This is a genomic window from Phytohabitans maris (assembly GCF_031085175.1).
Taxonomy (GTDB): Bacteria; Actinomycetota; Actinomycetes; order Mycobacteriales; family Micromonosporaceae; genus Phytohabitans; species Phytohabitans maris.
The window spans coordinates 22,452-41,946 of sequence record NZ_JAVHUY010000019.1; the positions used below are offsets into that span (position 1 = coordinate 22,452).

A 19,495-nucleotide genomic window follows, 5' to 3' on the forward strand; every position below is an offset into this window, starting at 1 on the left:
CGTTCCCCGTCCGGTGGTCCGCGGGCTCGCCTAGACTCAAAGGCACCCGCCGACCCCACTCGCGACCGGACCCCGAGCCTGGGGGACGGCATGATCACAGCGCCCACACGCGTATTTCGGCATCCCTGCTCCGCTCGTGGGCTGAGCCTGCGCGCACTGCTCTTCGGTGTGCTGCTGACGACCGTCGCCCTGACCGGTGGCCAGCCGGTCGCTGCCTCGCCGGTGCACGAGTTCTCCGGCGCCCCGACGCACATAGCCGCGGCCGGTGGCGGGTTCGTCGTCGTAGCGAGCACGCCGAAACCCTCCCCCAGCGGTCCGCCGGACGACTGGTACCGCTACCACCACTGGACCGACCCCTCGTGGCCCGATCCGTCGCGGATGACCGGAGAACCGTCCCGCCCGGCCGGCGGCCACGACTGGGTCCCGCCGACGACGCCGGCGTACGAGCCGCCACCATCGACCGGCTGGACAGCAACTCCTGGCGACCCGACCGACCCGGCGCCGGGTACCCCGACCGGCTCCGCCACGGTGACCGGGCCGCCATATCCGACCGGGTCCGCCGGCGAGACGGACACTCCGAGCCCGCCGCGTACGGCCGGCGCCGCGCCGAAGACCAGTAGCCCGCCATCGGGACAGCACTCCCAGGGCGGCGCGCTGCCCGAACCGTCCACAGAGGATCCGCTGCCCCGCGACCCGGTGGTCGCCGGTCCGGACGACGACCTGGGGCTCGGCGACACGGTCGACGAGCCGACGCCGGAGCCGAGCGCGACCGGGCGGGCGACCGCACCGCCGCGGGCCGAGCCGGTGGAGACCACACCGGCCAGCGAGTACCAGCACACGCTGGTCTACTCCGGCGCGATCGGTCTCACGCTGGCCGCCGTCGGCCTCATGATGGTGGGCCTGCGCCGCCGCCGCTGGTGAGGTGGTGCGTCAGGAGGTCGGCGTCGGCGACACGGTCGGGGCGAACGTGGGCTGCTCGGTCGGCGTCAGCGGGCTGGCGATCACCAGCGTGATCTCGGTGCCCTCGGGTACGACCTCCCCTTCCGCCGGATCCGTTTCGATCACGGTGTTCGGGGGTTCCTCCGCCGGCCGGTACACGAGGCGGTAGCTCAGGCCCAGCCGGTCGAGCTCGTCCCGCGCCTCCTCGTCGGTCAGCCCCACGAGCGGCGGCACCGGTACGCCGGCCGGCGCGGTCGTGGGTGGCGGCGCCGAGCTCGTGGTCGGCGCGGCGGAGGTGGCCGGGGCGGAGGTCGGCGCGAGGGTCGGCGAGGGCGTCGGGGTGGGCTCCACCTTGTTTGCCTCGTAGATCAGCCAGATGCCCGTGATCAGGCCGGCGACCAGCAGCAGCGCCACGATGCCGAGCACGATCGGCATCCACCACCTACCACCGCCGTCCTCGGGCGGTGGTGCCCATTCGGTGGGCGCCGGCCCGCGTACGGAGTCCGGTGGGGGCACGCCGGCCCGGCCGGACCAGGCGGCGGGCTCGGGCGGCACCTGCGCGGTCTCGGCCGGCATCCGCCGGGTCTCGTCGCCGGCCGCGGGCATCTGCCGGGTTTCGCCGCCCGTGGGCGGCATCTGCCGGGTCTCGCCGCCGGTTGGCGGGAGCTGGGCGGTCCGGTCGGGATCGGTGCGGGCTTCGTCGGGCTTTCCAGCCGCGGGGGCGCCGTCCGCCTCGTCCTCGTCCGCGAACGGATCGAACTCCCGGGTCTGATCCGGCTCGTCCCGCGGGTCGCCGGAGCCGGGAGCGGGGTCGGAGCCGGGAGCGGGGTCGGAGCCGGCACCGGGAGCGGGACCGTCCGGATCGCGGTCGTCGGCCATGGCGTCGTCCTCTCCGGCGCGGATCTTCCGGGCTCTGCTGGCTGCGCTCGCCGTCGCCCCAGGTCGCTGGAGCGATCCGCCCTCGTCGTGTGCGGACCCCACCAGCCCTGGGGCCCAACCTATCGGGCGATCCGCCCGGAAGCGTGTTGCCCCGCACGGGGGCGATAGCGCAAGGAAGCTACGCTGCCCCGCATGGCCGTTCGAGGCTGGGGAGGATCGGTCGCGACCGCGATCGGGATAGCTGCCGGCGCAAGCGCCGCGCAGCTCGGGCTGGGCTATGGGCTCGGCATCATCGCGTGGCTGCCGTCGCCGAATGGCGCCAACGAAGCCACCTGGGTGGCCAGCCTCGCGTGGGCGACCTGGATCGCGGCCACGTCCACGATCATCGGGGCGATCTGCGCCGACCGGATGAGCGCCTCCATAGTGGACAGCAGAGACACGCTCACCGGCGTGCTCTCCAGGGGCGCGCTCACGGTGGCCGCCGCGGTCGGCGCCCTGGCGACGGTGGCCCTGGTGGCGATACCGGCCCGCGAGGCGGCCCGGGCCGACACGTTCACGCCGCAGACCATAGCGGCGGGATACGCGGCGATCGGCGTGATCGTCGGCCTGCTCGTGGCCCTGTGGGCGGTCGCCTCCCGGGCCGTCGCGGCCAACGTGATCGCCACCGCGAGCTGGCTGTGGCTGCTCGCCGTGATCGCCGTGATCGACGGGGTCGCCACCGGACGCGGCCTCGCCTCCGCCCAGCTCGGGGTCTGGCAGATCACCTCGGACGCCGACCGCTACTGGTTCCGCAACATCTACCTGCCCGGCGCCGCCCTCACGCTCGGCTCGGCGCTGGTGATCGGCGCGCTCGCCGCGTGGCCGGCGGCCAAGCGCCTGGACGGCCGGGTGGGCACCGCGGTCTCCGGCGGTGTCGGACCGCTGCTCGTCGCGGCGGCGTACTTCCTGGCCGCCCCCACACTCGTCGGCATCCGAGCCGAGCAGCTCTCCGCACACCTGCTCGCGCCGTACGCGGTGATCGCCGGCCTGGCCGGATCGGTGCTGGTGACCGCGATCAGCCAGCGCCGGGACGCGCGCCGAAAAGACGACATGGCGCTGCTGCGGTGGCCCGACGAGCCGGCGCCGGAGCCGGAGACCGAGCCGGAGACCGATCTCGAACGGGTGCCGGTGCCGGCCCAGCCCGCCGGTGCCGACCTGGAGGACGACGCGTACGCCCCGGCCCGCGCCTACGTCTCCGACTCCGCACCGGCCAGCGAGCCAGCGGCCGCGTCGACCGAGCCGGCCCGCGGACAGGCGTCGGTCGCCACCCCGCTCTGGCCGGAGCAGGAAAAGAAGAAGCCGAAGCGCCGCTAGGCCGGCGGCGGGTAGTTGATCCCGGCCTCCAGCAGCGCGAACGCGCGGTCGGCCAGGTCGGAGACCTTTTCGTCGGGCTCGGTCTCCCGCCAGGCCCGCACCGCCACCTGCAGCGCCGCGCTGGCCACCGCGGCCACCAGCTTGGGGCGCGGGTCGGCGATCGGGTCGACACCCATCCGGCCCGCCACCCGCAGGGCCATCTCGTCGAGCTGCTCGGTGCACATCTCCAGGCTCCGGGCCATCACGGCCGGGCTGTCCTGCACGAGCCGCATCACACACGCGAACTGGAACGCATCGTCGCCACCCTCCTCGTACGCCCGGAGGACCTGGCCGACCGCGTGGCGCAGGGCGGTGACCACGGGCTCGCCGGCGGGGCGGGCATCGAGCGCCGAGTAGACGTCGAGGAACTGCTGGAGCTGCACCGAAGTGGCAACGTCCTCTTTGGAGCCGAAGTAGCGGAAGAACGTCCGGGACGACACCTCGACCGCCTCGGCGATCTCGTCGACGGTCGTCGCCTCGAAGCCCTTGGTCGTGAAGAGCTCGAAGGCCGCGTCGATGAGAGCCTCCCGGGTGCGCTGCTTCTTGCGCTCCCGCAGGCTCGTGCCATCCACGGTGGTACTCGGCGACATGCGGAAAGTATACGGGTGGTGTCCAGCTCCGACTTTATTCCCGGCATGACAGTCGTCACTATCAGACGTAAGTCGGTTGACGACATCTGTCAGGCACTGACAGATTCGCTCTCATGTCACAGGCAACCCTGACCCGGCCCGGTGGGCCGAACACCGACCTACGGCGGCCCAGCCGTCGCGGCCACGGTCATCCCTGGCTGACCCTCCTGGCCGTAGCCCTCGGCGTGATGGTCGTGGGCCTCGACGCGACGGTCGTGGCCATCGCCAACCCGGCGATCGCCCGCGATCTCGGCGCCGACTTCGCCCAGCTCCAGTGGGTTACCAACGGCTACCTGCTCGCGCTCGCGGTGTCCCTGATCGTCGCCGGGCGCCTCGCCGACCGGTTCGGCCGCAAGACCGTCTTCCTCGTCGGCGTCGCGGGCTTCGCGATCGCCTCGGTGGCGGTGGGGCTCTCCGGTTCGATCGAGATGGTGATCTTCTGGCGGGTGATGCAGGGCTTCGCCGGCGCGCTGCTCCAGCCGGCCAGCCTCGCGATCCTTCGCAACACGTTCCCGGCCGAAAAACTCAACATGGCCATCGGCATCTGGGCCGGCACCTCCGGCCTGGCCATCGCCAGCGGCCCCATTGTGGCCGGCCTGCTCGTGGAGAACGCGAGCTGGGAGTGGGTCTTCTTCCTCAACGGCCCGGTCGCCGCCGTGGCGATCCTGCTGGGCCTGTGGGTGGTGCGGCAGTCGCGCGACCCCGAGGCCGCCGGCTCGTTCGACCTGCCCGGCGTCGGGCTGCTCTCCGCGGCCCTGTTCAGCCTCGTCTGGGGCCTGATCAAGGCGCAGGAGTACGGCTTTGGCGACATCGTCCCGCTCGGTTTCTTCGCCGGGGCGGCGGTGCTGGGCACGGCGTTCATCCTCCGCGAACGCTGGGCCGCGCACCCGCTGATGCCGCTCGGGCTCTTCCGCGACCGATCGTTCTCGGCCGGCACCGGGCTGGCGATGCTGGGCTTCTTCGCCCTCTTCGGCTCGTTCTTCTTCCTGACCCTGTATCTGCAGCAGGTGCACGGCATGAGCCCGGTCGACGCGGGCGTACGCCTGCTGCCGATGACCGCGACGTTCATCGTGGCCTCGCCGGTGGCCGGTGCGCTCACCGCCCGGTTCGGCCCGCGCCCGCCGCTCGTGATCGGCATGTTGCTGACCTCGGTCGCGCTCTTCGCGCTCTCCCGGATCGGTGTGCAGGCCGACTACCTGTCGCTCTGGCCGTGGTTCATCGTGATCGGCATGGGCTTCGGCATGGTGCTGGTGGGCAGCACCGAGGCCATCGTCGGCAACGCGCCGGTACACCTGGCCGGGCTCGCCGGCGGCATCCAGCAGACCGCGGCCCAGCTCGGGGGCGTGCTCGGCACCACGGTGTTCGGCACGATCCTGGCCACCCGGGTCGGCGACGTACTGGTCGAGAAGCTGACCGGTGCCGGGGTGCCGGCAGAGATGGCACCGGGCTTCACGGCCGCCGAGGACTACGTGGCACAGGGGGTCGCACCGGTACCGCCGGGCGCGCCGCAGCCGCTCGCCGACGCGATCACGACCGGCAGCCACCTGGCGTTCATGACGGGCTTTCAGGGCGCGCTGACGGTGGGTGCGGCGATCGCGCTGCTGGCGGCGGTCGCGGCGCTGCTCGTCCGGCGCGGGGAGAACACCACGGCGGGAGCCCACGCGGGGGTCTGATCAACACTCCATGTCGAGGGCGCTCCGCGGGCGGCGGGGCGCCCTCGATCATTCGACCGGCCAGGTGTGTACCGGCTCGTTGGTGCGCTGGAAACGGCCGTACCGCTGGAGCATGTCATGCAGTGCCTCGCCGCGGTCGAGGTCGCGGCGGCGCTCGGCGGCGGTCACCGCCTCGGTCTGCCACACCGCGCCGTTACGTTGCAGCAGGCAGCGCTGCTCGATGATGCCGAGCAGCCGGTCGCGCAGCGCCGGGTCGACGCCGAAGCGGTCGAGCCCCGCGTACGCCTTGGGCAGCAAGGACTCCAGCACCAGGTCGGTGACCCGGATCTCGCCCACGCGGGGCCAGTGGACCGTCGCCTCGATGCCCCGTCGGGCGGCGGTGTGGAAGTTCTCCTCGGCCGCGCTGAACGTCAGCTGCGACCAGATCGGCCGGTCCGCCTCGGCCAGCTCCCGGGTCAGTCCAAAGTAGAACGCCGCGTTGGCGAGCATGTCGACGACCGTGGGACCGGCCGGCAGTACCCGGTTTTCCACGCGCAGGTGGGGGCGGCCGTTCATCACGTCGTACACCGGACGGTTCCACCGGTAGACCGTGCCGTTGTGCAGCCGCAGCTCACCCAGGTGCGGTACGCCGCCGGCGTGCAGCACCTCGACCGGGTCCTCGTCGTCGCAGATCGGCAGCAGCGGCGAGAAGTAGCGCACGTTCTCCTCGAACAGGTCGAAGATCGACGTGATCCACCGCTCGCCGAACCACACCCGCGGGCGTACCCCCTGGGCCTTGAGCTCGTCCGGCCGGGTGTCGGTGGCCTGCTCGAACAGGGCGATGCGGGTCTCCGCCCAGAGCCGCCTCCCGTACAGGAAAGGGGAATTCGCCCCGATGGCCACCTGGATGGCGGAGATCGCCTGCGACGCGTTCCAGTAGTCGGCGAAGCTCTCCGGCGAGACCTGGAGGTGAAACTGGACGCTCGTGCAGGCCGCCTCCGGCGCGATCGAGTCGGTGTAGGTCTGCAGCCGCTCGACGCCCCGGATGTCCAGCTCGATGTCTTCGCCCCGGGCCGCCACGATCTGCTCGTTGAGCACCCGGTACCGCTCGTTGGCCGAGATGTTGTCGAGCACCAGGTGGTGCGACGTCAACGTGGGCAGGATCCCGATCAGGATGATCGTGGAGTCGGCCTTGACCGCCCGGTGCTCGGCCCGGCCCAGGCTCGCCTGCAGGTCTTCCTCGTAGTCGGCGAAGCCCTCGCCCTCGATGAGGCGGGGTCGCGCGTTCAGCTCCAGGTTGAACTGCCCGAGCTCGGTCTGGAACGTCGGGTCGGCCAGGTTGGCCAGGATCTCCGCGTTGCGCATCGCCGGCTCGGCCTCGCTGTCGACCAGGTTGAGCTCGATCTCCAGGCCCGTCGTGGGACGCTCGGCGTCGAAGCCGAAATCGTCGAGCATCAGCGCGAAGACGTCCAGGCACCGGCGCACCTTCTGCCGGTACCGGGTGCGGTCCTCCCGGGAGAACGCACCCTGCGAGACGTCCTTCCCCATACAGCCCCTCCCGGCGCGCGCACGGCGATACGGGCGCCGTCGCAGAGACACCATTCGTGGCGCTTGGTGCTGAATCGTCATGCCGCGGGCACGCGACACCACGAGAGCACCCGGAATGGCATCCCCCCACTCGGCGCGGTGACCTTCACGTTAGGAGCGTGGTCGCCGCTTGGGCTAGGGACAAAACAGGCACATATCACCGGTCGTGAGCAGGGGAGCGCGCTTAGTCCACCTAAGCAATATGCCCCGGTAACCGCGAAACTGGTCACCGGGGCACATTGTGGACAGACATGAGGAGCGTGGTGCGGCGCCTTACTGGCGGATGGCTTCGCCCTCGATCTCGATCTTGACCTTCTTGCCCACCATCACGCCGCCGGTCTCCAGTGCGACGTTCCAGGTCAGGCCGAAGTCCTCGCGGTCGATCTCGGTGCTGGCGCTGAACCCGAAGATGTCCTTGCCGTACGGGCTACGGCCGACACCCTCGAACTCGACCTTGAGCTCGACCGGGCGGGTGACGTCCTTGATGGTGAGGTCGCCGGCGAGCACGAACTCGTTGCCGCGGTGCGACTTCACACCCGTGCTGGTGAACTGCAGCGTCGGGTACTTCTCGGCCTCGAGGAAGTCGCCGCTGCGCAGGTGGTTGTCCCGGTCGGCCTGGCCGGTGGTGATGCTTGCCGCCTGGATGGTCGCCACGACGGACGACTGCAGCGGGTCCTCGGCAATGGTGATCGTGGCGGTCGCCTCGTCGAACCCACCGCGCACCTTGCTCACCATCATGTGGCGAACGGTGAAGCCCACCACCTTGTGCGCGGCGTCGAGATCGTACGTCCCCGCCGTCGGGATGGTCAGGCCCTCGAACTGCCGGGTGACTGCCGACGTGTCGGTCATGGGATACTCCTCCAGGGAAAGTTCTTGATAGTTCTACCTTTGCCCAAGCAACTATACGCACGGCAATATTCCGCGTGTCAAGGGGTGCTACGCTGTACAGGTGTCCGATGACCTCTTCGACGACCCGCGGCTGACCGCCGCCGGGCTGTTCTTCGAGGTGCACACGGGGCTCAACGCCCGGTTCGCCGCGCAGCTATGTGGGCACGGCCTCTCACCGGTCGAGTTCGAGGTCCTCATGCGCCTCGCCCGCTCTCCGGGCCACCAGCTCCGGATGACCGACCTGGCGTCCCAGACGTCGCTCTCGACCAGTGGCGTCACCCGCGTCGTCGATCGCATGGAGCGCGATCGCTACATCATGCGCCGTGCCTGCCCGTCCGACCGCCGTAGTTCGTACGCGGTGATCACGCAGAGCGGCCTCACCAAGCTGGAGCAGCTCCTCCCCGAGCACCTCGCGCTGATCGAGCAGTGGTTTACCGGCCAGCTGCCGGCCGACCAGCTCGACACCGTTCTCGACGCGCTGCGCACGATCCGCGACGCGGTCCACCCCGGCGCCACCGCCGGCTCTTCGGCCGGTGACGGCGAGCGAGCCGCGCAGGGCCGGTCCCGCCCAGAGGAGCGGGGCGAGCCGTCGAGCGACGCGTCCGAGCGCGTCGTGGTCGAGGTGTGACACAGAGAGATACCAATCAGGCCTGACCGGCAGAAAGACCGGCAGAAGTGATTTGACGACTCCTGCAACTAGGTCTTAAGCGGACAAACATCCTCGTAGACGTGGCTAGCGTGCAGCGCACGGGAGGGGCACCACGGGGGTGCGGCGCGGGCGGGTCGAGGGGGACCCGAGTCGGGGGGCGTCTCCGTTCGCGCCGCCTACGAGGTGATCAGGGCGCGGGGCCCCCCCGGCGGGCGGGGGCGGTGGGGGGGGCCGGGGGGGCGCCCCGCCTCCCGGGCCCCCCGCCCCCCCCCACCGCGGTACTCGCGTCGGCTTGGCGGGCGCCCTGATCACGCGGTCTTCCGGGCCCCGACGGAAACGTGGAGCGAAGCGGAGCGTTTTCGTCGGGTGGTTCATCCGCCGATGAGTGCCCGCTCCCGGGGCAGCAGCGTGATGCCGCCCTCCTTGCAGACCGAGGTCAGCCAGTCGACGACCGAGCGCCGGGCCTCCGGCTCCTCGGTACTGGCCACGAGCCAGACCAGCGCCTCGGCCACGTCACGCAGGTCGTGCCCGCCGGCGTACGCCTGGGCCGCCGCGTTGAACCACTCCGCCGCCGACTCCTTGTCGCCGCGCTGGAACGCCAGGATCGCCTCGATCGAGGCCGCCTCACCGGACTCCACCCGACCCAGCGCCAGCCGTTCCGGCGTCGCCGGCTCGGACGCGGCCATCAGCTGCCTGATCTCCGCAAGCACCACGCGCGCCTCGTCGACCTGGCCGGCCTGGGCGTGGGCCCGCCCGATCGTGCCGAGCACCCGCCGCCGGTGGCCCGGATCGCCGAGCTCGGCCAGCGCGGCGATGGCCCGCCGCCCCACCGCCTCAGCCTCCGCGTACCGGCCGTCGAGGCGGGCCACCTCCGCGAGGTTGGCCCGGGCCAGCGCGCGCAGCCGGTGCTCGCCGCACTCCGCCGCGAGCCGGTCGACCTGGGCCAGGCGGCGGCGGGCGGCCCGCAGGTCACCGGCCCGGATCTCGTGCCAGGTGAGGTTGTTCTGGGCCACCGCCATGTCCCGGATCCGCCCGGCCCGGCTCGCCAGTGCCAGCACCGCCTCGCCGTGGCGGCGTGCCTCGTCGTACCCGCCGGTGGTCATCCACAGCGCGCAGAGCAGGCTGCGCGCGGCGAGCTCGCCGGTCAGGTCGCCGGCACGCTGGAACTCGGTCAGCGCGGCCTCGGCCGCCGGCAACTCCTCGGCGCCACCGCCGTGCTCGGCCGCGAGCTGCCCCACGCCGACGCCGGCCCAGGCGCGGACGATCGGGTCGGCGTCGGCGGTACGCGGGTCGTCGAGCAGCCGCCGCAGCCACTGCCGGCCGGGCACGTCCCGCCCGCGGAAGCGCCACCACCGGGGCAGCCCGGCCGCGAGCCGGATCGCGGTGTGCGGGTCGTCGTTGGCCGAGTACGCCAGCGCGGCCCACAGGTCACTGGCGACGTCGTCGAGGCGGCCGACCGCGGCGGAGAAGTTGCCGCCGGCCAGCTCGGGAGCCGTACGGGCGGCCAGGGCGGCGAAGACGACCGCGTGCCGGCGGCGGATCCGGCCCAGCTCGCCGTTGGCCGCGGCCCGCTCGGTGGCGAAGTCGCGTACGACGTCGAGGAGGCGAAAGCGGAAGGGGCCCGAGCCGCGTACGCTCAGCAGCCCGAGCGCGATCAGGCGGTCCAGCAGCTCGACCGGATCACCGCCGGCGGCCTGCCCGGTCTCGTCGGCGAGCATCGACTCCGCGAGGTCGACCGACCAGCGGTTGCGAAACGCGGAGAGCCGGCGCAGCGCCCGCCGCTCGTCCGCCTCCAGCAGCCGGTAGCTGGCGGCGACCGCGTCCCGGAGCGTGACGGTCACCGCCTCGCGGGTGGCCGGTGCCGTCCGGGCGGCGTCCCCGCGCGGTTCGGCGGGGGCCGGGCCGGCCAGGTCGAGCACGCGGTCGCCGTACCGGTTGAGGATCTCGTTGAGGTCGAGCACCCGGCCGCGGGCGGCCGCCAGCTCCAGGGCGAGCGGTAGCCCACCGAGCCGCCGTACCAGGCCGATCAGCGCCCCGACCTCGTCCGGCTCCAGCGGCTCGCGGCGCACCTGCCGGAGCCGGGCCAGAAACAACGCCGCCGCCGGGTAGCCGGCGGCGGCATCGAGATCCGCCTGGACGTCGGCCGGCGGCACCTCCAACGGTGTCACCGGCCACACCCGCTCGCCGGGGAGGCCGATCGGGTGCCGCCCCGTGGCCAGCACCCGAAGGGTCGGCGCGGCCCCGGCGAGCCACGTCAGCGCCACCGCGACCGCGTCCGGTGCCCGCTCGACCGCGTCGACCATGAGCAGCGCGGGCGCGCCGGAGAGCCGCCCGGCCAGGTCGGCTGCGCGGCCGACGCCGAAGACCGAGGCGATCGCGGCGAGCACGTCGTCCGGCGTCGACACGTCCGACACCACGATCCCGGCGACCCCGGCCGGATGCGCGGCGGCGGCGCGGTGGGCCACGGCGAGCGCCAGGCCGGTCTTGCCGACCCCGGCCAGGCCGACGAGGCTCACCGTACGGCTGTCCAGCCCGTCGAGCAGGGCGGCCAGCTCCGCGATGTCGTGGTCGCGCCCGATCAGGTCACCGGCGGGCGGCAGCTCCACTCCGGCCGGCCCACCCGCCGGGGCGGCCCCGGGCTCCACGCTCGTCCCCCGGGCGGCGTCCAGGAAGTCCGCCCGTTCCCGCCCGGTCAAGCCGAGCGCCTTGGCGAGCAGCTCCATGGTCGTGCGCTGCGGCCGTGATCGACCGCGCTCGAGGTCACGCACCGTACGAATGCCGACGCCGGCCCGCCCGGCGAGCTCGGCCTGGGTGAGGCCGGCCGCCAGCCGTTTGGCGCGCAGCAGCGCGTCAAACGCGGTGGTGCCCTGGTCAGGGCCATGATCCGGGGTCATGGCCAGGAAGAGTACGCATCAGTAGCGACCTTGGGGAGCGATGCGTCGCCTCGCCGACCGGCGGAGCTTCGGATACCCGACAGAACAGGCCTCGACGACCCGAACGTCCCACTCGGTAGTGATCGTGCCCCTACAGGCCGAGATCACGCGCGATGATCATCCGCTGCACCTCGGAGGTGCCTTCCCCGATCTCCAGGATCTTCGAGTCCCGCCAGAAGCGGGCGACCGGGAACTCGTTCATGAAGCCGTACCCGCCGTGGATCTGGGTCGCCTCGCGGGCGTTGGTCACCGCGGTCTCGCTGGCGTGCAGCTTGGCGATCGCGGCCTGGCGCTTGAAGTCTTCGCCGGCGAGCATGCGGGCGGCCGCGTCGTAGTACGCCAGGCGGGCGGTGTGCGCGCGCATCTCCATGTCAGCGATCTTGAACTGGATCGCCTGGAACGCCCCGATCGGCTGCCCGAACGCGTGCCGCTCCTTGGCGTACTTGACCGACTCGTCGACGCAGCCCTGGGCCAGCCCCACGGCGAGCGCCGCGATCGCGATCCGCCCCTCGTCGAGGATCCGCAGGAACTGGGCGAATCCCCGCCCGCGCTGGCCGAGCAGGTTGGCCGCCGGCACCCGGCAGTCGCTGAACGTCAGCTCGTGCGTGTCGGAGGCGCACCACCCCACCTTCGAGTACCCGGGCTGCACAGTGAAGCCGGGCGTACCGGAGGGCACGATGATCGCCGACAGCTCCTTCGAGCCGTCCGGGTTGGTGCCGGTGACCGCGGTCACGGTGACCAGGGCGGTGATGTCGGTGCCCGAGTTCGTGATGAACGCCTTGGAGCCGTTGATCACCCACTCGTCGCCGTCGAGCACCGCGCGGGTCTGCGTGCCGCCGGCGTCCGAGCCGAAGCCCGGCTCGGTGAGGCCGAACGCGGCCAGTGCCTCGCCACTGATCAGCCCGGGCAGCCACCGCGCCTTCTGCTCCTCGGTGCCGAAGCGGTAGATCGGCATCGCGCCGAGCGAGATCGCCGCCTCCAGCGTGATGGCGACCGACGAGTCGATCCGGGCCAGCTCCTCCAGCGCCAGGCAGAGCGCGAAGTAGTCGCCGCCCATGCCGCCGTGCTCCTCGGGAAAGGGCAGGCCGAAGAGCCCCATCCGGCCCATCTGCCGCACGATGTCGTACGGGAAGGCGTGCTGCTCGTAGAACTTGCCGATCACCGGCGCGACCACCTCGCGCGCGAACTCGCGCACGCTCTCCCTCAGCGCCTCGTGCTCCTGCGTGAGCATGGTCGACTCCTTTTGTTAGACGGGCGTCCTTTGTCAGACGGGCGTCACGCCGTGGCGGCGCTTGGAGAAGTGCCGCTCCTTGCCCCGCGCGGCCGCGAACCGGCGAACCAGCTCGCCGCGCAGCTCGTGCGGCTCGACCACCGCGTCGACCACGAGCTCGCTGGCCAGGCGGGCGACATCGATGTCGCGCTCGTACTCGGTGCGCTTTCCGGCCACGAACGCGGCCCGCTCCTCGGGGTCGGCGATGGCCGCGATCCGGTTGGCGTAGACGGCGTTGACCGCAGCCTCCGCGCCCATGACCGCGATCTTCGCGGTGGGCAGCGCGATCGTCGCGTCCGGCTCGAAGCCCGGGCCGGCCATCGCGTACAGCCCGGCGCCGTACGCCTTGCGCACCACCACGCAGATCTTGGGTACGGTCGCCTCGGCCACCGCCGTGATCATCTTCGCGCCGTGGCGGATGATGCCCTCCTTCTCCACGGCCGTGCCGACCATGAAGCCGGGCACGTCGGAGAGGAAGAGCAACGGCACGTTGAACGCGTCGCAGAGCTGGATGAACCGGGTCGCCTTGTCGGCCGAGTCGACGAAGAGCACCCCGCCCTTGAACATCGAGTTGTTGGCCACGACGCCGACCACCTCGCCGGCCAGCCGGCCGAACCCGACCGTCACCTCGCGCGCCCACAGCGCCTGGATCTCGAAGAAGCTGCCCTCGTCGAGCAGGCCACGCACGTACCGGCGCATGTCGAAGGCCTGCCGCTCGCTCTCCGGTACCAGCCCGGCGAGGTCTACATTGGACGGCGCGGCGGTCGCCGGGGCGGCGGGCGGCGGCTGGGTCCAGTTGTCCGGCAGGTACGACAGGTAACGCTTGACGGTGTCGAGCGCCTCGACCTCGGTCTTGCACAGGAAGTGGCCGACGCCGGACTCCCGGGTGTGCACGGCCGCGCCGCCCATCTCCTCCAGCGTGGTCTTTTCCCCGGTGACCATCTCGACCATGCGGTCGGAGCCCAGGTACATGCTGGCGTTGCCCTCGACCATCGCGACGACGTCGCAGAACGCCGGGATGTACGCACCGCCGGCGGCGGACGGGCCAAAAAGGGCGCAGGCCTGCGGGATCGAGCCGGAGGCGCGCACCTGGTTCCAGAAGATCTTGCCGGCGCCGCGCCGCCCAGGGAAGAGGTCGACCTGGTCGGTGATCCGGGCGCCGGCCGAGTCGACCAGGTAGATCATCGGTACGCCGGTCGTGTATGCCCGCTCGATGATCCGGATGATCTTTTCGACCGTACGCGCGCCCCAGGAACCGGCCTTGACCGTGGAGTCGTTGGCCATCAGGCAGACCGGTCGTCCGTCCACAGTGGCCTGTCCGGTGACGACTCCGTCGGCGGGGAGGCCGTCGGCGAGCGCGTTCGCGTACAGCCCGTCCTCGACGAACGAGCCCTCGTCGACCAGCAACGCGACCCGTTCGCGGGCGAAAAGCTTGCCCTTCGCCGCATTGGCCGCGTGGTACTTTTCGGCACCGCCCGCGAGGGCCCGCTTGCGCAGCCGTTCGAGCGCCTCATCGTCGAGCGTCACACCAAGCCCCTTCCCTGAACGATCGTTAGGGTACCATCTCGCGTTTGCGGGGAAGGTCAGCGTACGCACGAAGGCAGGGCCCCCGCTGGTTGCGGAGGCCCTGCCTTTTCGATGGTTCAGTGGATCAGGCGATCTCTGCTCAGGCCGGGACCTGGCTCAGCAGCCCCATCGGGTCCACGCCCGCGACGTTGACCTTGCTGGTCTTGACGCCGCTGCCGAGGTCACCCGCGACCGGCAGGGAGGAGGCGCCACCGGCGGTGGGCAGGCCGCTGGTCAGCGTCCCGGTCAGGCCACCGACCAGAGGCAGGGCCTCCTTCTTGACCGACTTCGACTTGGCCGACTTCTTGTAGTAGCCGTCGTCCCCGCCGTCGCCGGGCTTGCCGTCGACGTCCTGGGCGGCGCCGTTGACGCAGGCACCGCTGACGCCCACACCGACGCCGAGCACGCCCACGCCGTTGCCGCAGGCGTTGATCGGCACCTGCACCGGCACGTAGACCTGGTTGCCGTTCAGGATCCCGTCGTTGTCACCCGACACCTGCGCGGTGTCCTCGGTACGCTTCGACTCCTTGTCGACGTCCTGCGCCGCACCGTTGAAGCAGGCACCGCTCAGGCCCGCGCCGACGCCGAGCACGCCCACGCCGTTGCCGCAGATGTTGATCGGCACCTGCACCGGCACGTAGATCTGGTTGCCGTTGAGGATGCCGTCGTTGTCGCTCGAGACCTGGGCAGTGTCCTCGGTGCGCTTCGACTCCTTGTCGACGTCGTGCGCCGCACCGTTGACGCAGGCGCCGCTGACGCCGACGCCGAGGCCCAGGACACCCACGCCGTTGCCGCAGATGTTGATCGGCACCTGCACCGGCACGTAGACCTGGTTGCCGTTCAGGATCCCGTCGTTGTCACCCGACACCTGCGCGGTGTCCTCGGTACGCTTCGACTCCTTGTCGACGTCCTGCGCCGCACCGTTGGCGGCGATGCCGCTGATGCCGGCCCCGACACCGAGCACGCCCACGCCGTTACCGGCCACGTTCACCGGGATCTGGATCGGGACGTAGGCCTGGTTGCCGTTCGCGATGCCGTCGTTGCCCCAGCTGAACTGGGTGGTGTCCTCGGTGCGCGAGGCCTCCTTGTGCTTGCGGGAGGACTTGCTCCAGTGGTCCACGTCCTGGGCGGCGCCGTTGGAAGCGAGGCCGCTGATGCCGGCCCCGACACCGAGCACGCCCACGCCGTTACCGGCCACGTTCACCGGGATCTGGATCGGCGCGTAGGCCTGGTTGCCGTTGAGGATGCCGTCGTTGTCGAGCGACACCTGCGCGGTGTCGGCGTGGACGGCGGACGGCGCGAAGAGGAGCGCACCCGCGGCCAGCACACCAACGCTGAGCGTCTTACGAACCCAAGTCTTCATGATGAAGAATTGCCCTTCGATAATTGTCAGAAAATAGCGCTGCTATTCGGTTGTGATTTGTTTCGCTGCTTGTTGCGAGCGACCGTACGAACACGCTCGCTTTCCGAATTCGGGCGCGATGGAGCCACGGCTGTTCGGACCTTGATCCCACCTGTCGACTTGCGCCCAATTTCGGTGATCCGTCTACGGGAGATCCGCCGCCAGTCAGAGCGGTTCTGGGATTCTTCCCGTGCGTCGCCGCCTATCCGCGCCGCCGGTGAAGATGTACCGGTGGGCCGGATGGGGCTGGGTGTGCTTCCTTGCCCGGTCGTGGACGACCGGCGCGGGCACTCAGTCAGGTGAGACGGTCGGGGTCTCGGCCTCAAGCCGCAGGACCGCGACGTCGGTCGTGACCGGCAGTCGGTGGAACGCCACCGTGCTCTCCACGACCGAGGAGGTAACGACGGCGAACCCGCCACCCTCCAGGTGGGAGCCCGGCCCTCCGGCCGGGATCCCGGCACCCGCCCCGAGGAACGCCCGAAGGGGCGCGGGGTAGTGCCGGTCGGGCAGGTTTCCGGTGCCCGACCGCTCGTCCGGTGATCCGGCCGAGCGCAGCTCCGTGCCGGCATAGCGCCGGTCGCCGGAGAGGGAAACGGTGCTGACCCCGGTGAGGCCCACCGTCCGTGCGCCGAGCGCGGCAGCCGTGCCGGACCGGACCGGCTTCGCCTCGGCTCCGGAGGCCGGTGTGGTCCCCGGGATCAGGTCATGACCCCGCTGCCCCGCCAGGTCGCCACCGAGGGCCGCGCGCGTGACCGAGCCCAGCGCCGTGGTGACCGGCTGCGCCGCGGTGAGCAGCACGCCGGTGACCGGACGCAGGACCCCGTCCAGCGGGGCGACCACCGGGTCGACCGCTCGGGTCAGCGGAGTGAGCAGGCCCGTCGGCCCAGCCAGCACACCGGAAAGGCCCAGTGGCGTGGTCAGGCCGCGGACGGTACCGAGGAGGACTCCATCGCTGGAACCCGCTCGGTCCCGCACGGCGCGCGACTGCGCGGCGGGCGCCTGGGCACCCACCGGCTCGTCAGCCGCCACGCGGGTGGCGCCGACCCGGTCACCGACCGGCCGGGCGGCCGGCTGCGAGGTAACCGGGATCGAGGACGCGGCCGTGGCGCTGGGCAGCACGACCGTGCTCGCCCGCCCCACGGATAGGAGGTCGGTCGCGGCAAGCGTGGCATCCAGCGTGTCCGCCAGCGGCGAAAGCACTGTGGACTCACCGGAGCCGTCGACCAGCGAAACCACCGACAGGTCGGTGGGCGCGTCCTCGGTGGGCAGGGCGGCCTCCGCGGCGTGTGCCGAGGCGGCGGACAGGAGCCAGGCCGCTCCCGCCAGACCACCGACGGCCAGCACCCGCAGGCCGATGCGGACATGCGCCGGTCGCGTCGCCGCGCGCGGTGAGCGCTCGACTCCCGACCCGGTCATGTCCCGCCTTTCCCCTGCGTTACTCGTTCGTGGCGGCGATCCGATCTATTCGGACCGGTTTGACCACCGCTCGTATTTGGTAACGATACGGCCGCGTCTGGGTCACGCGACGCATTTGGGCAAATCCGTCCAAGATTCGGTCGACCCAACCGATCTCTCCGGCGCGGCGACCGCACGTTTCCGGGCCCCGGGACGCCCGAACAGACCCGGCGGGTCCTAGCGCATGCGGGCGACGATACCGGTGTCGTAGTCGCCGGAAACGAACTCGTCGTTGCCCAGGATCTCGGCGAAGAACGGCAGGTTGCACTTCGGGCCGGTGATCTCGAACCCGGCGACCGCCGCGCGGGCCCGCTCGATGGCGGTCGCCCGGTCGCCGGCGTACACGATCAGCTTTGCCATCAGGGAGTCGTAGAACGGCGTGACCGTGGTGCCCACCGCGTATCCGGCGTCGACCCGCACGCCATCGCCGCTCGGCTCGCTCCACGCGGTGATCGCGCCGGGGCCGGGCAGGAAGCGCTTGGGATCTTCGGCGTTGATCCGGAGCTCGATCGCGTGCCCGCGCGGCGCCAGCGCGTCCGGGTCGAACGTCGGCGGCAGCCCGGCCGCCACCCGCAGCTGCTCCTCGACCAGGTCGAGCCCGTAGACGAGCTCGGTGACCGGGTGCTCGACCTGGAGCCGGGTATTCATCTCCAGGAAGAAGAAGTCGCCGCTGCCCGGGTCGAAGAGGCACTCGACCGTGCCCGCGTTGCGGTAGCCGACCGCCTCGCCGGCGCGCACGGCCGCGGCGAGCAACCGCTCGCGCAGCTCGGGCGAGACCGCCGGGGAGGGCGACTCCTCGAGGAGCTTTTGGTTGCGGCGCTGCACCGAGCACTCCCGCTCGCCGAGCGCCACCACGCGGCCGTCGGCCAGCCCGAGGATCTGCACCTCGATGTGGCGCACGCGGGGGAAATACCGCTCGATCAGCACCGAGCCGTCGCCGAACATCCGCTCGGCGAAGCCGCGCACCTTGTCGTACTCGCCGCGCAGCGCCGCCTCGTCGGCCGCGACGCCCATGCCCATGCCGCCGCCACCCGCGGCGGCCTTGACCATCACCGGGTATCCGATCCCGGTGGCCGCCTCGACGGCGGCCTCCACCGTGGCGGCCGGGTCGGTGGTGCCGGGCGCGACCGGCACGCCGGCGGCGGACATCAGGTTGCGGGCATTTATCTTGTCGCCCATCGCGGTGATCGCGCCGGCGCCGGGCCCGACCCAGATCAGGCCGTTGTCCTCGACGGTACGGGCGAAGTCCGCGTTTTCCGCCAGGAAGCCGTAGCCGGGATGCACCGCCTGGGCACCGGTCGCCTTGGCGGCGGCCAGGATGGCCTCGGTGTTGCGGTAGCTGAGCGCGGGGTTGGCCGGGCCGATCGCGACCGCCTCGTCGGCCTCGGCCGCGAACGGCAGGCCGGCGTCGGCCTCGGAGTGCACCGCGATCGCGCGCACGCCGAGCCGCCGCGCGGTGCGGATGACCCGGCGGGCGATCTCGCCCCGGTTGGCGACGAGCAGCGACTCGATCATCAGGGGCCGACCAGCGCCGCCAAGGTGGCCTGGCGCAGCAGCGCGGCACGGCGGTCACGCTCGACCTCGCCGCCGAGGAAGGGCGTGGAGTTCATCAGGCCGAAGGCGGCGTGCGCGAGCACGCGGGCCTCGCCGGCGGCGAGCTCGGGGCGGAGGTTGGTGAGGACGTTGACCCACTCCTCGACGTACAGCCGCTGGAGCCGGCGGATCTGCCGCCGCGGCTCCTCGGGCAGCCGGTCGAGCTCGTGCAGGTGCAGGGCGATCACGGCCGGGTTGGCGAGCGCGAACTCGACGTGGAAGTCGATCAGCGACCCCAGCGCGGTGCGGGCGTCGTCGGGGTGCTCGGCCACGCGGGCCCGGCCACCCTCCAGGAGGCCCTCGCTGACCGGGATCAAGGCCGCGACGAGCATCGCTTCCTTACCGGCGAAGTGATGGTAGAGCGCGGGCCCGGTCACCCCGGCCGCGGAACCGATGTCGTCCATCGACACGCCGTGGTAACCGCGGGCCGCGAAAAGGCCCACAGCGATCTCGATTATCTCGTCGCGCCGGGTGCGCCTGCGGGCCGGCGCCGACGACGTCTGCTGCTCCACCGTCACTGGGCCAGCGTAACCAACTGTCAACACACGCATATCATGCGATCGGCGCCCTCTCTCCGCCAGCGACGGGACAGCAGACCCGCCCGCACGGCACCGATCGCGTTCACCAGCACGTCGTCCACAGAGGACACCCGGTCGGGGCT

The 19,495-nt window shown here is 71.7% G+C and carries 15 protein-coding genes; 4 read left to right on the forward strand and 11 right to left on the reverse strand.

Features of this window, described 5'->3' with window-relative positions; translation table 11 throughout:
• The first annotated feature begins 168 nt into the window (after positions 1 to 168).
• The gene (locus RB614_RS20970) at positions 169 to 921 is read left to right on the forward strand and encodes a hypothetical protein (RefSeq protein ID WP_308714266.1); all 753 of its coding nucleotides are present in this window, start codon (positions 169 to 171) and stop codon (positions 919 to 921) included.
• Between the two features lie 9 nt (positions 922 to 930).
• Here the strand turns inward: RB614_RS20970 and RB614_RS20975 are convergent, their stop codons facing one another.
• Positions 931 to 1,818 (reverse strand): PASTA domain-containing protein, encoded by an 888-nt coding sequence (locus RB614_RS20975; protein ID WP_308714267.1) that lies wholly within the window; start codon positions 1,816 to 1,818, stop codon positions 931 to 933.
• A gap of 192 nt (positions 1,819 to 2,010) precedes the next feature.
• Here RB614_RS20975 and RB614_RS20980 point away from each other — a divergent pair, with 192 nt between their 5' ends.
• A complete protein-coding gene (locus RB614_RS20980; RefSeq protein WP_308714268.1) occupies positions 2,011 to 3,171 on the forward strand; it encodes a hypothetical protein in 1,161 nt (386 codons plus the stop codon).
• Here the strand turns inward: RB614_RS20980 and RB614_RS20985 are convergent.
• Positions 3,168 to 3,800: a TetR family transcriptional regulator gene (locus RB614_RS20985; protein ID WP_308714269.1), complete on the reverse strand. Its 633-nt coding sequence runs from the start codon at positions 3,798 to 3,800 to the stop codon at positions 3,168 to 3,170. The two genes, RB614_RS20980 and RB614_RS20985, sit on opposite strands and share 4 nt — an antisense overlap.
• Positions 3,801 to 3,913: 113 nt before the next feature.
• Here RB614_RS20985 and RB614_RS20990 point away from each other — a divergent pair, with 113 nt between their 5' ends.
• Positions 3,914 to 5,512 (forward strand): MFS transporter, encoded by a 1,599-nt coding sequence (locus tag RB614_RS20990; RefSeq protein ID WP_308714270.1) that lies wholly within the window; start codon positions 3,914 to 3,916, stop codon positions 5,510 to 5,512.
• A gap of 48 nt (positions 5,513 to 5,560) precedes the next feature.
• On the opposite strand, the gene RB614_RS20995 is transcribed toward RB614_RS20990, so the two are convergent.
• Positions 5,561 to 7,039, reverse strand: a complete 1,479-nt coding sequence (locus RB614_RS20995) for a glutamate-cysteine ligase family protein (RefSeq protein WP_308714271.1) — start codon at positions 7,037 to 7,039, stop codon at positions 5,561 to 5,563.
• Between the two features lie 312 nt (positions 7,040 to 7,351).
• The gene (locus RB614_RS21000; RefSeq protein ID WP_308714272.1) at positions 7,352 to 7,927 is read right to left on the reverse strand and encodes a YceI family protein; all 576 of its coding nucleotides are present in this window, start codon (positions 7,925 to 7,927) and stop codon (positions 7,352 to 7,354) included.
• Positions 7,928 to 8,027: 100 nt separating this feature from the next.
• Here RB614_RS21000 and RB614_RS21005 point away from each other — a divergent pair, with 100 nt between their 5' ends.
• Positions 8,028 to 8,594 carry a MarR family winged helix-turn-helix transcriptional regulator gene (locus tag RB614_RS21005; protein ID WP_308714273.1) on the forward strand — a complete coding sequence of 189 codons (567 nt, stop codon included), beginning with the start codon at positions 8,028 to 8,030 and terminating at the stop codon, positions 8,592 to 8,594.
• Positions 8,595 to 8,986: 392 nt separating this feature from the next.
• Here RB614_RS21005 and RB614_RS21010 read toward each other — a convergent pair whose 3' ends face one another.
• The 7 genes from RB614_RS21010 to RB614_RS21040 form a co-directional block, all read right to left on the reverse strand.
• On the reverse strand, positions 8,987 to 11,509 hold the full coding sequence (locus tag RB614_RS21010; RefSeq protein WP_308714274.1) for an ATP-binding protein: 2,523 nt from the start codon (positions 11,507 to 11,509) through the stop codon (positions 8,987 to 8,989).
• A gap of 130 nt (positions 11,510 to 11,639) precedes the next feature.
• A complete protein-coding gene (locus tag RB614_RS21015) occupies positions 11,640 to 12,779 on the reverse strand; it encodes an acyl-CoA dehydrogenase family protein (RefSeq protein WP_308714275.1) in 1,140 nt (379 codons plus the stop codon).
• Positions 12,780 to 12,812: 33 nt separating this feature from the next.
• Positions 12,813 to 14,345: an acyl-CoA carboxylase subunit beta gene (locus RB614_RS21020; protein ID WP_308714276.1), complete on the reverse strand. Its 1,533-nt coding sequence runs from the start codon at positions 14,343 to 14,345 to the stop codon at positions 12,813 to 12,815.
• Positions 14,346 to 14,484: 139 nt separating this feature from the next.
• Complete coding sequence (locus RB614_RS21025; RefSeq protein WP_308714277.1) at positions 14,485 to 15,747, reverse strand: chaplin family protein; 1,263 nt, start codon at positions 15,745 to 15,747, stop codon at positions 14,485 to 14,487.
• A 330-nt stretch (positions 15,748 to 16,077) separates the two neighbouring features.
• Entirely contained in the window at positions 16,078 to 17,202 is a 1,125-nt protein-coding gene (locus RB614_RS21030) for a hypothetical protein (RefSeq protein WP_308714278.1), read from the reverse strand.
• Between the two features lie 216 nt (positions 17,203 to 17,418).
• Positions 17,419 to 18,756: an acetyl-CoA carboxylase biotin carboxylase subunit gene (locus RB614_RS21035; protein ID WP_308714279.1), complete on the reverse strand. Its 1,338-nt coding sequence runs from the start codon at positions 18,754 to 18,756 to the stop codon at positions 17,419 to 17,421.
• Positions 18,756 to 19,352: a TetR/AcrR family transcriptional regulator gene (locus RB614_RS21040; protein WP_308714280.1), complete on the reverse strand. Its 597-nt coding sequence runs from the start codon at positions 19,350 to 19,352 to the stop codon at positions 18,756 to 18,758. The genes RB614_RS21035 and RB614_RS21040 overlap by 1 nt, the downstream gene beginning before the upstream one ends.
• Positions 19,353 to 19,495 lie beyond the last annotated feature (143 nt).

Excerpts from the sequence above, each read along its gene's own strand:
- RB614_RS21015 (WP_308714275.1), bottom strand. The coding sequence starts at position 12,779 with ATGCTCACGCAGGAGCACGAGGCGCTGAGGGAGAGCGTGCGCGAGTTC.
- RB614_RS21030 (WP_308714278.1), bottom strand. The coding sequence starts at position 17,202 with ATGACCGGGTCGGGAGTCGAGCGCTCACCGCGCGCGGCGACGCGACCG.
- RB614_RS20990 (WP_308714270.1), top strand. The coding sequence starts at position 3,914 with ATGTCACAGGCAACCCTGACCCGGCCCGGTGGGCCGAACACCGACCTA.
- RB614_RS20975 (WP_308714267.1), bottom strand. The coding sequence starts at position 1,818 with ATGGCCGACGACCGCGATCCGGACGGTCCCGCTCCCGGTGCCGGCTCC.
- RB614_RS20980 (WP_308714268.1), top strand. The coding sequence starts at position 2,011 with ATGGCCGTTCGAGGCTGGGGAGGATCGGTCGCGACCGCGATCGGGATA.
- RB614_RS20985 (WP_308714269.1), bottom strand. The coding sequence starts at position 3,800 with ATGTCGCCGAGTACCACCGTGGATGGCACGAGCCTGCGGGAGCGCAAG.
- RB614_RS21025 (WP_308714277.1), bottom strand. The coding sequence starts at position 15,747 with ATGAAGACTTGGGTTCGTAAGACGCTCAGCGTTGGTGTGCTGGCCGCG.
- RB614_RS21035 (WP_308714279.1), bottom strand. The coding sequence starts at position 18,756 with ATGATCGAGTCGCTGCTCGTCGCCAACCGGGGCGAGATCGCCCGCCGG.
- RB614_RS21010 (WP_308714274.1), bottom strand. The coding sequence starts at position 11,509 with ATGACCCCGGATCATGGCCCTGACCAGGGCACCACCGCGTTTGACGCG.
- RB614_RS20995 (WP_308714271.1), bottom strand. The coding sequence starts at position 7,039 with ATGGGGAAGGACGTCTCGCAGGGTGCGTTCTCCCGGGAGGACCGCACC.
- RB614_RS21000 (WP_308714272.1), bottom strand. The coding sequence starts at position 7,927 with ATGACCGACACGTCGGCAGTCACCCGGCAGTTCGAGGGCCTGACCATC.